The sequence below is a fragment of the Bacteroides luhongzhouii genome, assembly GCF_009193295.2.
In the GTDB taxonomy this organism is placed as follows: Bacteria; Bacteroidota; Bacteroidia; order Bacteroidales; family Bacteroidaceae; genus Bacteroides; species Bacteroides luhongzhouii.
In genome coordinates this window covers 2,338,441-2,355,545 of the sequence record NZ_CP059973.1, presented here as the reverse complement: position 1 = coordinate 2,355,545, position 17,105 = coordinate 2,338,441, and the positions used below count along the sequence as shown (strand labels likewise).

At 42.7% G+C, this 17,105-nt stretch carries 11 protein-coding genes; 8 read left to right on the top strand and 3 right to left on the bottom strand.

From position 1 onward, the window contains the following. Positions 1 to 17: 17 nt before the first annotated feature. The 3 genes from GD631_RS08535 to GD631_RS08525 form a co-directional block, all read right to left on the bottom strand. Positions 18 to 3,575: a TonB-dependent receptor gene (locus GD631_RS08535; protein ID WP_143259049.1), complete on the bottom strand. Its 3,558-nt coding sequence runs from the start codon at positions 3,573 to 3,575 to the stop codon at positions 18 to 20. A 171-nt stretch (positions 3,576 to 3,746) separates the two neighbouring features. Then, the gene (locus GD631_RS08530) at positions 3,747 to 4,691 is read right to left on the bottom strand and encodes a FecR family protein (protein ID WP_143259048.1); all 945 of its coding nucleotides are present in this window, start codon (positions 4,689 to 4,691) and stop codon (positions 3,747 to 3,749) included. A 419-nt stretch (positions 4,692 to 5,110) separates the two neighbouring features. Then, positions 5,111 to 5,638, bottom strand: a complete 528-nt coding sequence (locus tag GD631_RS08525) for an RNA polymerase sigma-70 factor (protein WP_032841961.1) — start codon at positions 5,636 to 5,638, stop codon at positions 5,111 to 5,113. Positions 5,639 to 5,901: 263 nt separating this feature from the next. On the opposite strand from GD631_RS08525, the gene recJ reads away from it, so the two are divergent. The 8 genes from recJ to dnaG all read left to right on the top strand — a co-directional run bounded on the left by recJ (position 5,902) and on the right by dnaG (position 17,068). Continuing rightward, entirely contained in the window at positions 5,902 to 7,620 is a 1,719-nt protein-coding gene (recJ, locus tag GD631_RS08520) for a single-stranded-DNA-specific exonuclease RecJ (protein ID WP_143259046.1), read from the top strand. Further along, the gene (locus GD631_RS08515) at positions 7,613 to 9,517 is read left to right on the top strand and encodes a RecQ family ATP-dependent DNA helicase (RefSeq protein ID WP_143259045.1); all 1,905 of its coding nucleotides are present in this window, start codon (positions 7,613 to 7,615) and stop codon (positions 9,515 to 9,517) included. Before recJ ends, GD631_RS08515 begins: the two co-directional genes overlap by 8 nt. 39 nt (positions 9,518 to 9,556) lie before the next feature. Then, positions 9,557 to 10,519 carry a tetratricopeptide repeat protein gene (locus GD631_RS08510; protein ID WP_143259044.1) on the top strand — a complete coding sequence of 321 codons (963 nt, stop codon included), beginning with the start codon at positions 9,557 to 9,559 and terminating at the stop codon, positions 10,517 to 10,519. Between the two features lie 356 nt (positions 10,520 to 10,875). Then, positions 10,876 to 11,724, top strand: a complete 849-nt coding sequence (locus tag GD631_RS08505) for a prephenate dehydratase (protein WP_143259043.1) — start codon at positions 10,876 to 10,878, stop codon at positions 11,722 to 11,724. After that, positions 11,699 to 12,889, top strand: a complete 1,191-nt coding sequence (locus tag GD631_RS08500; protein ID WP_143259042.1) for a pyridoxal phosphate-dependent aminotransferase — start codon at positions 11,699 to 11,701, stop codon at positions 12,887 to 12,889. Before GD631_RS08505 ends, GD631_RS08500 begins: the two co-directional genes overlap by 26 nt. A 23-nt stretch (positions 12,890 to 12,912) precedes the next feature. Further along, a complete protein-coding gene (locus GD631_RS08495) occupies positions 12,913 to 13,974 on the top strand; it encodes a bifunctional 3-deoxy-7-phosphoheptulonate synthase/chorismate mutase type II (protein WP_143259041.1) in 1,062 nt (353 codons plus the stop codon). A gap of 129 nt (positions 13,975 to 14,103) precedes the next feature. Then, positions 14,104 to 14,877, top strand: coding sequence for a prephenate dehydrogenase (locus tag GD631_RS08490; protein WP_143259040.1), 774 nt, complete (start codon positions 14,104 to 14,106; stop codon positions 14,875 to 14,877). A gap of 109 nt (positions 14,878 to 14,986) precedes the next feature. Continuing rightward, on the top strand, positions 14,987 to 17,068 hold the full coding sequence (gene dnaG / locus GD631_RS08485; RefSeq protein WP_143259039.1) for a DNA primase: 2,082 nt from the start codon (positions 14,987 to 14,989) through the stop codon (positions 17,066 to 17,068). The last annotated feature ends 37 nt before the right edge of the window (positions 17,069 to 17,105 follow it).

Sequence of the window (17,105 nt, the reverse complement as noted above, 5' to 3'; positions counted from 1 at the left end):
AGATATATTAGTTATTATCAGAATGTAATATCAATACCAAAAGAATAAGTCTTTGAGAACGGATAAGAGAGTGCATTAGTCTTACCTGTTTTCCAATTTGTTCCGGCAGCAGCCGCTTCCGGATCAATATAATCCGTATCCAGCCTGTCTAATGTGAGCAGATTCTCACCACTGAAATAGAGACGGGCTTTCTGTACATGTATCTTTGATAACCATTTAACAGGTAACGTATATCCTACGGTCAGGTTTTTCAGTCGGCAATAGGCAAGACTTTGCAAGTATCTGTTATTAACCGATGACAAGGAACGGCCATCAGTCCATGCGATATATCCTCTGGGGCGGGGGAAATAAGCATCAGGATTGTCTACGCTCCATACGTCTGCCAGAAAATCCTTCGGAATGAAACTTGGTGCTGGTGAACTATACGGTCCCCAAAAGGCAAATGCATCACTGGATGGGTACCAGTCTTGTTTCCCCACTCCCTGAAAGAACACGGAAAAGTCAATGCCATTCCATTCTGCATTAAGTCTGATACTATACGTATAGCGCGGAAGAGAATTACCTATAATCCGTTGGTCCTTAATATCATTAGCACTGACAGTTTGTTCGATCTTATTATTGCCATCAAGATCGAGATATTTCATGTCTCCAGCATGCAGTCCTCTATCGACAACGGCATTATTGATGATATAGTTTACGACACTCTGGTCTACTCCATAATTAGCTGCCTCTTCATCTGTCGCAAAATAGCCATCAACCATATACCCCCATATATCTCCCAGTCTCTGACCGACATAAGGAGAGCTGATTTCTTTATTAGGGTTATCATATTTCGTAATCTTGGAGACATTATCCCCGATTCCAAACGAAACACCATAGTTAAAAGGTTTGTCCATTACATTAAAACGGTCATTCCAGGCAACGACCAATTCCCAACCTTTGGTCCTTAAGTCAGCAGCATTCATATTAGGAGATTTTGCGCCATAGACAGACGGTAATGCTTTGCCGGGCATTAGCATGTCTTTTGTATCCCTTATATAAGCATCTGCCGAAACATTCAATCTATTATTGAAGATACCGATATCAAGACCAATATTTTTAGTAACTACGGTTTCCCATGTCAAGTCGGAAGCATTAGGAGCGGTTTCATAGGCATACGAGGCTTTTTCTTTATCACCAAACGAATAATTAAGAACTTTTCCTGTTTCTATTTGCTGCAGATAATCATAATAACCAACTTGCTGATTGCCCAAAGTTCCATAAGACAGTCGTAACTTTAGGTTATCTACTGTATTTTTCAATGCTCCATAAAAAGGCTCTTCGCTAATGCGCCATCCGGCGGAGAACGATGGGAAGAAGCCGTACCGATGGCCTTTTTTAAACCGGGAACTGCCATCGTATCTTCCGCTCGCCTCAAACAGGTATCTTCCTTTATAATCATAGTTTGCCCTATAAAAGACGCCAAATAAAGCATATTTATTCTTTCCTCCGGTGACTACTGTATTTTCTCCCTTAGCCAGATTAAAGTCATTCAATTCATCAGATAACAGTCCATCTTTACTCACAGTCAGATCTTCATAAGATTTTGTCTCATAGTTGATACCGCCTGTCAGTTTCACATTATGAGAGCCGGCAAACAAGTTACCATAAGTTCCGTAAGCATTATATGCATAATACAGATTTTTTGTATTCAACACAGTCAGTTTATTCCCTCCGCTTGTACTCTCGGGCATGGTAATCGTAACACCCGGTACCTTGGAGTATTGCATGTCTACACTTCTATTGGTACATTTCTTGTCATATTTCGAATATGTGTAATTCCCTATGATTTCAACATGTTTTACCGGATTTATAACGACTTCAAATGTGGTCATAAACTCGTCTATCTCATCTTTATTATTATGTTTCTTATTAGATAATGCAACGGTGGTACCCGCCAAAGTATAGTTCATTATATTAGTTTCATACACCAGTGTACCGTCAGGATGTACAGGCACTAATATAGGCAAGGCACGATAGCTTGCATTCTTAAATATTGTATTCACTCCACCAAGTCCCGGATAGGAGTAATTCGATTTGAAATAAGAGGTATTATTACTGACGGATAACCATGGAGTCACTTTGGCTTCCAGCCTTGATTTGAAGTTATAGCGTTCATACTTGTCCGGTTGTATTTTAAGAACTCCTTTCTGATTATAATATCCTCCGGAAAGCCTGAACTTCAAATGTTCACTTCCACCGGAAATGCTTACATTATGTTCATGCGTCGGACGTTTATGGTCATATAAATAATTATACCAATCAAAATTCCCATAGTATTTATACTGTCCGTTTTCAGTTACTACCCAGGGCCGTTCGGGTTGTTCCGTCTTATCATTTCTCCTGATCCACAACTCATGATAATCCTTTTCCGTATATGTGAGCAATGGTGTCCCTTGCCAGGTAGAGAAAAACATATCACTAATACCGGCCGCATAATATCCACGGGTTTCATAATCTGTCGACGTAGTTACATCACTAAAGCTATATCGTCCGTTATAATTAAGAGTGACTTTGCCTTTTTCTCCCGTTTTTGTAGTTACCAGAATAACTCCATAGGCGGCACGTGCTCCATAAATTGCCGCAGACGACGCATCTTTTAAGACCGAAACAGAGGCGACATCATTCGGATTGACACGATTCACATCTCCCTCCACTCCATCAATAAGGACCAACGGTTTGGCAGAACCACTAATGGAATTCACACCTCTGATATTAAACGAACCTCCATCTCCTGCACGACCGGAAGAAAAAGAGACAGTCATGTTAGGAACTGCTCCTTGCAGTAATTGAGACATAGTCGAAGCAGAACGCCCTGCCAATTGATCCCCCTCAACCACAGACACGGCACCTGTCAAATTGACTTTCTTCTGTGTTCCATAACCTACAACCACCACTTCTTCCAAAGATCTGGAGTCTTCTTGCATGGTTATATTGATAACCGAATTATTCTTGACTGGAGATTCAACGCTCTTATAACCTAAAAATGAGAAAACCAATATACTATTGTCCGGAACCTCGATAGTATATCTTCCATCCATATCGGTGATGGCTCCTATTTTCTCACCTTTAACAGCTACATTACAACCGACAATAGCCTCTCCCAAATCATCTTTCACAGTTCCTGTTATCTTCCGACCGAGAGTTACGTTTTTCATTTTCTCCATACTTTTCACCAGAATAATATGGTTGCCTTCCATCGTATACGAGAAACCTGTTCCTTGCAAAACTCTATTAAGAATTTCGGCAACCGTGGTTTCCCGAGTAGATACTGCTATTTGTTTGTCCAAAGCAATCTCGTGTTCATTATAGATAAACAAATAGTCTGTTTGTTTTTCAATCTGCCTGATGATTTCGGCGAATGTTGCGGATCCTTTATTCATCGTAACTTTTTGATTCTGAGAATAGCCATCCAGGGCATACGTCTCAAAAATAATGAATAACAGGAAAAAGACAGTTAACCTCATAATTCTTAAAATTTGAGTAGAGTGTGTTTTTCTATGGACAATACGTCCACACCAAAGATTATTTTTCATATCTTTGCCTAGAGTTATTAAGTTAATACATAAAGATTTGGAATGAAAGTCGAGTCTTTTTATTGACTTCTCACATATCGGTAAATGTTGCAGCATTTACCGATATTTTCGTTTTAAACAGACAGGTGCTCTTGTTCTCATGTTTTTCATTTTAGGATTCATACTTCTTTATCAATAGATGATAATCTGATTCTTCTCATCATCCTGCATATAGTTAAATTTAACGTACTTCTGCAATACCTTCATCACGTGTTCAATACCTTCTTTCTGCCGGAACTTACCTGTACACGGACGGGAAGCTATCTCTTGATTATTGTTGATAATCTTCACTTCATAATATTGCTCCAATTTCTTGAATACCGTTTCCAAAGGTTCATTCTTAAAGGAATAGATTCCCATCCGCCAGAGGAAATCGTTGTCCGAAGTGAATGCCTCTTTATAAAGTTTACCGTCTCTCGCTTCTACTTTCTCATACGGTTTCAGCACTATTTCGTTTTGCGTATCCGGCTGGTAGACGGTTACTTTTCCTTCTATCAGAGACGTTTCAAACATATCGGAATTCGGATAGGCGGATACGTTGAAGGTGGTTCCCAATACCCGGATATCATATTTCTGCGTTTCAACAATGAAAGGGTGTTTCTCGTCATGCGCCACTTCAAAGTATCCTTCTCCTTCCAAAGCCACTTTTCTGTTTTTAGAGTGGAAGCCGTTAGCGGGGTATTTCAATGTGGAGTTGGAGTTCAACCAAACTGTTGTCCCGTCAGCCAATATCAGATTGGCACGCTGTCCTGCTGGAACGGTCACAGTCTGCATGTCGGTAGAATGCTCCAACCGATAGCCCTGATATTCCTTATGGATGATGAAAGCGAGCATGGCAACTACCGCGGCTATCTTCATCGACGTCCAGAGATACCGCATTACAGGCTTCTTCTTTTCCGTATTCTTCGTATTCTGTCCGTCAACGTTTCCGTTCCAAAGGGTTGCGTTATAAATGCGATGTAACTGCATCAGTTGTTCACGATGTTCTTCGCTCTCTTTCATCCAGCGTATCACTTCTTTCTTTTCTTCAGGAAGTACGTCACCGGCAATATATTTATTAAGTAGTCTTATGTCCATATAGCGTTCTATTATCCAAAGCATTTATCCGCCCTGTACATAATAGACACACCAGGAAAGAAGTTCACTAGTTGAAAAGATGAAAAAGTGAGTTATTCTTCAATCAACAGGTTATTAATGCTTAGGACAGTACTTCTTCACTCCTTATATATTAATAGAAAAGTTGCTGTCTATTAGGTATAAACTTCCTCTTATCCAATAGTAAAGTTGCACTTGCCTAACTGTAAACTATAAATGCAAGCTTTGATTATAAAAACGAAGCTTGCATTTTTATAATCAAAGCTTGCATTTATAAAAACAGAACTTGCGTTTATAGTTTGAAAGTAATCAAAAAGAAGTTTGCAACTAATGAAATACAAGTTTAGACTTAATACAAAAGAAGTTATCTATTAATAGACTGGGAATAAAGCAGTACTTTATTAAATGAAGAAGAGATAAAGATAATCTTTCAGATTAACACGTAAGGCTTTCAACGCCTTACCTATATGATAATCGACACCTTTGACGCTGATATTCAACGTATCGGCTATTTCTTTTATAGATTTGTTCTCATAGCGGCTCATTCTGAAAACATTCCGGGTTTGCAGCGGCAATGTATCCAATGTCCGATTGACAATCCTGTTAATCTCTTCCGAGAAAATATCCGTCGGATTGCAGGCGTCCAAAGAAGAGATGCGGAAGTCAAGCTCATAGAGTTCGTCATTCAGGATATTCTCACGAGCTTCCATCCGCAGATGTTCGTTTCGCAGATGATTCAACGATTGGTTCTTTACTACGGTCATCAAGAAAGCACGGATATTATCCACTTCTTCCGTTTTCATCGTAGTCCATAAGGTAATCATCGCTTCGGAAGCTATATCTTTCGACAGCATTTCATCATGGAGATAGGATTTGGCGAATAGAAAGCAACGTTGATAATACTCTGAATAGATATTATCAAATGTCATATTGTAGTCTGTGACGTTACCCGGCTTTCTCATTTATCAGATTCTTATTGGTGGAGCAAAGATAAACCAAAAAAGTTATCTTTCAAAAATCAACTATAAAAACTAAAAGACACCCCATATCAAACTTCCGGTTTTCCACTGCCCTTGAAATATTTTCGTCTTATCTACTATACACTTCCGCTTTTTTTCGTACTTTTACCCCTTGTTGGGAAGAAGTGCCTTTCCAACCCTCGAGAACAAAAAAAGAAAAAACAATATATAAAATGAATCACAAATGGAATTATCGACCCATTACACCCGAACAGGCAGAGACAAGCCAGACATTGGCCCAGGAATTAGGGATTAGCCCGATCCTTGGACAACTTTTGGTACAGCGGGGAATTACGAAGGCAGCAGATGCCAAGAAGTTTTTCCGCCCGCAGTTGCCCGACCTGCACGATCCGTTCCTGATGAAGGATATGGATATTGCAGTAGAACGTCTGAACAGGGCGATGGGAAAGAAAGAACGTATTCTAATTTATGGAGATTATGACGTAGACGGTACTACTGCCGTGGCATTGGTCTACAAGTTTATTCAACAGTTCTATTCGAACCTTGATTACTACATACCCGACCGATACAACGAAGGGTATGGCATTTCTAAAAAAGGAGTGGACTACGCCGCTGAAACCGGTGTAGGATTGATTATTGTACTTGATTGCGGAATAAAAGCAGTAGAGGAAATCACGTATGCCAAAGAGAAAGGGATTGACTTTATCATCTGTGACCATCACGTGCCGGATGATATTCTTCCGCCTGCCGTAGCTATCCTGAACGCCAAACGCCTGGACAACACGTACCCGTACACCCACCTTTCCGGTTGTGGAGTCGGTTTCAAGTTTATGCAGGCATTCGCCATTAGTAACGGCATCGAATTTCATCACCTGATTCCGTTGCTCGACATCGTAGCCGTTAGTATCGCATCGGACATCGTTCCGATTATGGGTGAAAACCGTATTCTCGCCTACCACGGTCTGAAACAACTGAACAGTAACCCGAGTATCGGTATGAAGGCCATTATCGATGTATGCGGACTTTCTGAAAAAGAAATTACTGTCAGCGATATTGTGTTTAAAATCGGACCGCGCATCAATGCATCGGGACGTATTCAGAATGGGAAAGAAGCAGTAGACCTGCTGACGGAAAAAGACTTCTCGGCGGCACTTGAGAAAGCCGGACAAATCAACCTGTACAACGAAACCCGGAAAGACCTCGACAAGAGTATGACGGAGGAAGCAAACAACATCGTTGCTAATCTGGAAGGATTAGCCGACCGCCGCTCTATTGTGCTCTACAACGAAGAATGGCACAAAGGAGTGATCGGTATCGTAGCTTCCCGCCTGACGGAAGTGTACTACCGCCCTGCCGTGGTACTGACACGGACGGATGACATGGCAACTGGTTCCGCACGTTCTGTTTCCGGTTTCGACGTATATAAAGCAATCGAGCATTGCCGCGACCTGCTGGAAAACTTCGGAGGACATACATACGCCGCCGGACTATCAATGAAAGTGGAGAATGTGGATGCTTTTACCAAACGGTTCGAAGACTACGTTTCACGGCATATCCTGCCGGAACAAACCAGTGCCGTCATCGAAATTGATGCTGAAATCGACTTCAGGGATATTTCGTCCAAGTTCTTCAACGACCTGAAGAAGTTTAATCCTTTCGGTCCCGACAACACGAAACCCATTTTCTGCACTCATCACGTTTATGATTATGGAACGAGTAAAGTGGTGGGACGCGATCAGGAACATATCAAGCTCGAATTGGTTGATAACAAATCGAATAATGTAATGAACGGCATTGCGTTCGGACAGAGTTCGCATGTGCGCTATATCAAAACAAAACGTTCGTTCGACATCTGTTACACTATTGAAGAAAACACGCATAAGCGTGGCGAAGTTCAACTTCAAATTGAGGATATAAAACCGATTGAATAAGTATCAGGAGATTTTAAAACAATATTGGGGATATGACTCCTTCCGCGACTTGCAGGAGGAGATCATCACCAGTATCGGCGAAGGCAAAGATACACTGGGGCTCATGCCCACCGGAGGCGGTAAGTCCATCACCTTTCAAGTGCCTGCTCTCGCCCAGGAAGGGATTTGCATTGTCATTACTCCGCTCATTGCCCTGATGAAAGACCAGGTGCAGAATCTGCGCAAACGCGGCATCAAAGCTCTTGCCGTATACTCCGGCATGACGCGGCAGGAAATTCTCACGGCACTGGAAAATTGCATCTTCGGTGATTACAAATTCCTCTATATTTCTCCTGAACGTCTGGACACGGAAATATTCCGCACCAAACTGCGGTCGATGAAAGTCTCCATGATTACAGTTGACGAAAGTCACTGTATCTCACAGTGGGGATATGACTTCCGCCCCGCTTACCTGAAAATTGCCGAGATACGGGCACTGTTACCGGGAATTCCAGTACTGGCACTGACCGCCACCGCCACTCCGGAAGTGGTGAAAGATATTCAAACCCGCTTGGATTTCCGTGAAGAGAATGTTTTCCGCATGAGTTTCGAGCGGAAAAACCTGGCGTATATGGTCCGACAAACGGATAACAAGACTCAAGAGTTGCTGCATATCTTACGAAAGGTACCGGGCAGCGCCATTATCTATGTCCGCAACAGAAGACGGACCAAAGAAATCACTGAATTACTGGTAAACGAAGATATTACCGCCGACTTTTATCACGCCGGACTGGATAATGCCGTAAAGGACCTGCGTCAAAAACGCTGGCAAAGCGGCGAAGTTCGTGTAATGGTAGCAACAAATGCCTTTGGAATGGGGATCGATAAGCCCGACGTGCGTATCGTATTACATCTTGATCTCCCCGATTCTCTCGAAGCCTACTTTCAAGAAGCCGGACGTGCAGGAAGAGACGGTGAGAAAGCGTATGCCGTAATCTTATATACTAAAACGGACAGAACGACGTTACACAAGCGTGTAGTGGATACTTTTCCCGATAAAGACTACATTCTCAATGTGTATGAACATCTGCAATATTACTATCAGATGGCAATGGGCGACGGTTTCCAATGTGTCCGTGAATTTAACCTGGAAGAGTTTTGCCGGAAGTTCAAATACTTCCCGGTTCCGGTAGACAGTGCACTGAAAATACTGACTCAAGCCGGTTATCTGGAATATACGGACGAACAGGACAACGCCTCACGCATCCTTTTTACGATTCGCCGGGACGAATTGTACAAACTGCGGGAAATGGGAACGGAAGCTGAAGCACTGATACAGATGATTCTCCGTTCTTACACCGGAGTGTTTACCGATTATGCCTATATCAGCGAAGCCACCCTTTCCGTACGTACCGGACTGACCCGCGAACAGATTTATAACATATTGGTCACGCTTACCAAACGTCGCATCGTGGATTATATTCCGCACAAAAAGACTCCTTATATTATATATACGCGCGAACGGCAGGAACTTCGTTTTGTGCACATTCCCCCTGCTGTCTACGAAGAGCGCAAAGCCCGATATGAAGCTCGCATCAAGGCGATGGAAGAATATGTCACTTCGGAGAATGTGTGCCGAAGCCGGATGCTGCTCCGCTACTTCGGAGAGAAAAACGAGCATAACTGCGGACAATGTGATGTTTGCCTTAGTCACCGTGTAACAGATACACTGACCGGGGAATCTCTTGAAGAACTGAAAAAGAGAATAGCCGAATTACTTACTCAAAAGCCGCATACACCGGCAGAAATAACCGAGAAAATAGAAGCGGAGACAGAGAAAATCAGTGAAGTCATCCAATATTTATTGGAAGAAGGCGAGTGGAAGATGCAGGACGGAATGATACATATTTCAAAATAAGTTACTACCTTTGCGAGGTAACTCAAAAATAACACAACCATGCCGAACTTTTTTAAATCATTCTTCTCCGGTAAATCAGAAACTCCGGAAAGTGAAAAACAGAAAAACGATCAGAAAAATTTCGAGATTTTCAAATACGACGGTTTACGTGCACAACGCATGGGACGTCCGGATTATGCAGTAAAATGTTTTACTGAAGCTCTTGCCATCCAGGAAGAGTTTGAAACAATGGGCTATCTTAGCCAACTCTACATCCACATGGAAGAAACGGCAAAAGCCCGCGAACTGTTGGAGAAAATGGCTGCAATGGAGCCTCATGTCACGAGTACTTTCCTGACACTAGCAAATGTATGCTTCATCCAGGAAGATTATCAAGCTATGGAAGAGGCTGCCAATAAAGCGATTGCCATCGAAGAGGGAAATGCCGTAGCTCATTTTCTGTTAGGAAAAGCCCGCAAGGGACAGAACGACGATCTGATGACTATTGCCCATCTCACCAAAGCGATCACTTTGAAAGACGATTTCATCGAAGCCCGTCTGTTACGTGCGGAAGCCTTGTTAAATCTGAAACAGTATAAAGAAATGATGGAAGATATAGATGCTGTACTTGCCCAAAATCCGGAAGAAGAAACTGCCATGCTCCTACGTGGAAAAGTGAAAGAAGCCAACGGTCAGGACGAGGAAGCGGAAGAGGATTACAAACTGGTAACGGAAATAAACCCGTTCAACGAACAGGCTTACCTTTATTTAGGACAACTTTATATCAATCAGAAGAAGTTGGTGGAAGCCATCGGGCTGTTTGATGAAGCCATCGAACTGAATCCGAACTTTGCAGAAGCCTACAAAGAACGCGGACGTGCTAAATTGCTGAATGGTGATAAGGATGGCTCCGTAGAAGACATGAAGAAATCTCTGGAATTGAATCCGAAAGAAGAAGCTGGTCTGAACGGAGAATTCAAAAATTTGGGACCAAAACCGGAGGCACTTCCGGGTATCTTCTAAATACTGGAAACCAAGAAGCAAGTATCACTTAAAACAGAAGTGCAAATGTAATACTGAATAACCTTTTCATTTGTTTTTGATGAAAAAACAAAAAAAATATCGTTTTTTGTTTGCATCTAACAGAAAATTATTACTTTTGCCCCAGAATTAGAAACCAAAGCAAAAAACAAAGATTCGAATGAAATCATTTTCTTATGCATATTACTTCTTTTTTTACTTTTACTTTAGCCAGAAAGTAGAGCGGGAGTTTGTATGTATCAAGTGACATGATGCTTAAGGACTGAATAGAGAAATCAATCATATGAATCCCGCTCCAATATGGACGCGGGATTTTTTTATATAATACATTTAGAACAATGAAAAAGATAGCAATTCAAGGAACACTCGGCTCATATCATGATATCGCCGCACACAAGTACTTCGAGGGAGAAGAAATAGAGTTAATCTGTTGTGCCAACTTCGAAGACGTGTTTACCTCGATACGAAAAGACAGCCAGGTTATCGGAATGCTAGCCATCGAGAATACGATTGCGGGAAGCTTGCTGCACAACAATGAGTTACTGCGACAAAGCGGCACACAGATCATTGGTGAATACAAACTGCGAATCTCACACAGCTTCGTCTGTCTCCCTGATGAGAACTGGGAAGATCTGACTGAAGTCAACTCTCACCCTATCGCCCTGATGCAATGTCGCGAATTTCTGAATCAACATCCACAGTTGAAAGTAGTGGAAGGTGAAGATACTGCCCGTAGCGCGGAAATCATCAAGAATGAAAACCTGAAAGGGCACGCCGCCATCTGCTCCAAAGCTGCAGCCGAACGTTATGGCATGAAGATCCTTCAGGAAGGCATTGAAACGAACAAACACAATTTCACCCGTTTTCTGGTAGTTGCCGATCCCTGGCAAGTAGATGAACTCCGTCAACATCATGTCAATGCAACCAACAAGGCGAGTATGGTATTCACTCTCCCGCACACGGAAGGCAGTCTGTCGCAGGTTTTGTCTATTCTATCGTTCTATAATATCAATCTGACAAAAATCCAATCGTTGCCAATCATCGGACGGGAATGGGAATACCAATTTTACGTAGATGTAGCTTTCAACGATTATCTAAGATACAAGCAATCTATTGCCGCAATCACTCCATTAACCAAAGAACTTAAATTATTAGGCGAATATGCAGAAGGAAAATCAAACGTATAAAATCGCTCCTGCCGACAGATTGGCAAGTGTTAGCGAATACTACTTCTCAAAGAAACTCAAAGAAGTAGCACAGATGAATGCTGAAGGAAAAGATGTCATCAGTCTGGGCATCGGCAGTCCTGATATGCCTCCTTCTAGGAAAACCATCGAAACATTGTGTAACAATGCTCATGATCCCAACGGACACGGTTATCAACCGTATGTAGGTATCCCTGAACTGCGCAGAGGTTTCGCCAATTGGTATCAACGCTGGTACGGAGTGGAACTGAATCCGAATACAGAAATACAACCATTGATCGGTTCGAAAGAAGGAATCCTCCATGTTACGCTGGCATTTGTCAATCCGGGTGATCAGGTGTTAGTCCCAAATCCGGGGTACCCCACCTATACTTCTTTGAGTAAAATACTTGGCGCGGAAGTTATCAACTATGACCTGAAAGAAGAAGACGGTTGGATGCCTGACTTTGAAGCACTGGAAAAGATGGATCTTAGCCGCGTAAAACTGATGTGGACCAACTATCCCAACATGCCGACAGGAGCCAATGCTACCCCGGAATTATATGAACGTCTCGTTGATTTTGCACGCCGAAAGAATATCGTGATTGTGAACGACAATCCGTACAGCTTTATCCTGAACGATAAGCCTATCAGTATTCTGAGTGTACCGGGAGCCAAAGACTGTTGCATCGAGTTTAACTCTATGAGCAAGAGCCACAACATGCCCGGATGGCGTATCGGTATGCTGGCATCGAACGCGGAGTTCGTGCAATGGATATTGAAAGTGAAAAGTAATATCGACAGCGGTATGTTCCGTGCCATGCAACTGGCTGCAGCAACTGCTCTTGAAGCAGAAGCAGACTGGTATGAAGGCAATAACGAAAACTATCGCAACCGCCGTCACCTCGCCGGTGAAATTATGAAAACATTGGGATGCACCTATGACGAAAAACAAGTAGGAATGTTCCTTTGGGGAAAGATTCCCGCCTCCTGCAAGGATGTAGAGGAACTGACGGAAAAGGTGTTGCATGAAGCAAGAGTGTTTATCACTCCGGGATTTATTTTCGGCAGTAACGGAGCAAGGTATATTCGTATCTCTCTTTGTTGCAAAGACAACAAGTTAGCGGAGGCATTGGAAAGAATAATTTCAACGAAAACAAGTTATTAAAAGAATAAAAAACAAATAAGAATATGGAACTCGAATCAATTTTATTACCGGGCATTGAAACTAAAAGACCAATTGTCATTGCCGGCCCTTGCAGCGCAGAAACAGAAGAACAAGTAATGGATACAGCCAAACAACTGGCTGCTAAAGGACAGAAAATATATCGTGCCGGAATTTGGAAACCGCGTACAAAACCGGGAGGTTTCGAAGGTATCGGTGTAGAAGGTCTTGCCTGGTTGAAAGAGGTAAAGAAAGAAACAGGAATGTATGTTTCTACGGAAGTAGCAACAGCCAAACATGTTTACGAATGCCTGAAAGCAGGTATCGATATTCTTTGGGTAGGTGCGCGTACCACTGCTAATCCTTTCGCCGTACAGGAAATCGCTGATGCACTGAAAGGTGTTGATATCCCCGTATTGGTTAAGAACCCGGTGAATCCGGATCTCGAATTATGGATCGGAGCATTGGAACGTATCAACAACGCTGGTTTGAAACGCCTAGGTGCTATCCATCGTGGTTTCAGCAGCTATGACAAGAAGATCTACCGTAATCTTCCCCAATGGCATATTCCTATCGAACTGCGTCGTCGCATCCCTAATCTTCCGATTTTCTGTGATCCGAGCCATATCGGTGGAAAACGTGAATTAGTAGCTCCACTTTGCCAACAGGCGATGGACTTGAACTTCGACGGTCTGATCGTAGAAAGCCACTGTAACCCGGATTGTGCCTGGAGTGATGCTTCTCAACAAGTTACTCCGGACGTACTCGACTATATCCTCAATCTGTTGGTAATCCGTACTGAAACGCAATCTACCGAAAGTCTGGCACAACTCCGTAAACAAATTGACGAATGTGACGACAATATCATTCAGGAACTATCAAAAAGAATGCGCGTAGCCCGCGAAATCGGTACCTACAAAAAGGAACATGGAATCACCGTTCTCCAAGCCGGACGTTACAATGAAATCTTGGAAAAACGTGGCGCACAGGGCGAACAATGCGGTATGGACAGCGAGTTTATGAAGAAGATTTTCGAAGCCATCCATGAAGAATCGGTTCGTCAACAGATGGAAATTATTAATAAATAAAAAGCAGCCTCTCCCCAACCCTCTTCCAAAGAGAGGAAAGAAAGCAATCTCCTGTTCATATTGACAAGAGTAACTTTCAGTCTGTTCTCCTTGGAAGAGGGTTAGAGAAAAGATTATTAAATAAACATTATGAGAATATTAATCCTTGGAGCCGGTAAAATGGGCTCTTTCTTTACTGATATATTAAGCTTTCAACATGAGACGGCCGTGTTCGACGTCAACCCGCACCAGTTGCGTTTTGTCTATAACACGTATCGTTTCACCACATTGGAGGAGATTAAGGAATTTGAACCGGAACTGGTTATTAATGCCGTTACAGTGAAGTACACGCTGGATGCCTTTCATAAGGTGTTGCCTGTGTTGCCGAAAGACTGTATCATTAGTGACATTGCCTCTGTAAAAACAGGACTAAAGAAGTTCTATGAAGAAAGTGGTTTCCGTTATGTCTCCAGCCACCCGATGTTTGGCCCTACTTTTGCTAGTCTTAGCAATCTGAGCAGCGAGAATGCCATCATCATCAGTGAAGGCGACCACTTGGGAAAAATATTCTTCAAAGACCTCTATCAGACATTGCGTTTGAACATCTTCGAATATACGTTCGACGAACACGATGAAACAGTAGCCTACTCGCTTTCTATTCCGTTCGTATCGACTTTTGTATTTGCTGCCGTAATGAAACATCAGGAAGCTCCGGGAACTACGTTCAAAAAACACATGGCAATTGCCAAAGGTCTATTAAGCGAAGACGACTACCTGCTTCAGGAAATTCTGTTTAACCCACGCACTCCGGGACAAGTGACTAATATCCGGACAGAGTTGAAGAACCTTCTCGAAATTATCGAGAACAAGGATGCGGAAGGAATGAAAAAGTATCTGACAAAGATTCGGGAGAAGATCAAATAATCCGTACCGACATAGATAAGATTTAACGATCCCCTGTAAAAAAGTTCTTTGCAGGGGATTTTTTTATGTGTACCTTTGTATCCGCAAAAACGGATTCACAGGAGAAAGAATGATAGATCAAATTACCATAGACCGGATATTGGATGCGGCACAAATCATAGATGTCGTTTCGGATTTTGTCACCCTGCGCAAACGTGGTGTCAATTACGTCGGTTTGTGTCCGTTTCATAGTGATAAAACCCCTTCTTTTTATGTCTCTCCCGCCAAAGGATTATGCAAATGTTTTGCTTGTGGAAAAGGCGGAAACGCAGTCCATTTCATTATGGAGCACGAGCAGATGTCTTATCCGGAAGCACTGAAATACCTTGCCAAGAAATACAATATTGAAATCAAGGAGCGGGAATTAAGCGATGAAGAGAAGTTTGTGCAAAGCGAACGCGAAAGTCTGTTTATCGTCAACAACTTTGCGCGCGACTATTTCCAAAACATACTAAAGAATCATATAGACGGACGTAGCATCGGTATGGCCTATTTCCGCAACCGTGGCTTTCGTGATGACATTATTGAGAAATTCCAATTAGGTTACTGTACTGAAAGTCACGACGCTTTCGCTAAAGAGGCAATCCAAAAAGGATATAAGAAAGAGTATTTGGTAAAGACCGGGCTTTGCTACGAAACGGATGACCATCGGTTACGGGATCGTTTTTGGGGACGTGTTATTTTCCCTGTCCATACGCTTTCCGGTAAAGTAGTGGCTTTTGGCGGACGTGTACTTGCCAGTGCAACGAAAGGAATCAAAGTAAAATACGTCAATTCGCCCGAATCGGAAATCTATCATAAAAGTAACGAGCTATACGGTATATATTTCGCCAAGCAGGCTATTGTAAAACAAGACCGTTGCTTTTTGGTTGAAGGTTACACGGATGTAATCTCCATGCATCAGTCCGGCATAGAGAATGTGGTTGCTTCTTCAGGAACAGCCCTTACACCGGGACAAATCCGTATGATTCACCGGTTCACCAACAACATGACTGTGCTTTACGACGGTGACGCAGCAGGTATCAAGGCTTCTATCCGGGGAATTGATATGTTATTGGAGGAAGGTATGAATATCAAAGTCTGTCTTCTTCCCGATGGGGACGACCCGGACTCTTTCGCCCGCAAACATAACTCAACAGAATTTCAGGCTTTCATCTCGGAACATGAAACGGATTTTATCCGCTTCAAAACGAACTTGCTGCTGGAAGATGCAGGAAAAGATCCCATCAAGCGTGCGGAACTGATTGGTAACTTGGTACAAAGTATTTCCGTCATTCCGGAAGCAATTGTCAGAGATGTCTACATCAAAGAATGTGCCCAGCTACTTCATGTAGAAGATAAGTTACTGGTATCGGAAGTTGCCAAAAGACGGGAAACTCAAGCGGAGAAACGAGCTGAACAGACGGAACGGGAACGCCGGATGGCCGAAAGAACAGCTATGATGTCTCAAGGAGCTACTCCTTCTGAAGATATGCCCATGTCTAATGGAGACATTCCGTTGTCCCCTGAAGTAGATAACGGATATACAGAAGTTCCTCCCGCTTTGCAGGAAGACAACTATGCTTCTTTTATCCCCCAGGAAGGAAAGGAAGGACAGGAATTTTACAAGTTCGAACGCCTGATATTACAGGCGGTAGTCCGGTATGGAGAAAAAATCATGTGTAACCTGACGGACGAAGAAGGAAACGAAATTCCGGTAACCGTTATAGAATATGTGATTAATGATTTGAAGGAAGATGAGTTAGCCTTTCATAATCCGCTGCACCGCCAAATGCTATCAGAAGCTGCTGCACACATGCACGATTCCAATTTCATAGCTGAACGTTATTTCCTGGCACATCCTGATCCGATAATCAGCAAATTGAGTGTAGATTTGATTAATGTGCGTTATCAGCTTAGTAAATACCACTCCAAATCCCAAAAGATCGTGACGGATGAAGAGCGCCTCTACGAAATGGTTCCGATGTTAATGATTAATTTTAAATACGCAATCGTAACAGAGGAATTGAAGCACATGCTTTATGCTCTGCAAGACCCAGCTCTCGCCCATAATAATGAAAAATGCGACTCGCTTATGAAACGCTTTAATGAGTTGAAAACCGTACAAAGCATCATGGCAAAACGTTTGGGAGACAGGGTTGTTTTGCGATGATTCCTCATCGGTGCCGAGAGATGTCTTCATCGGTGCT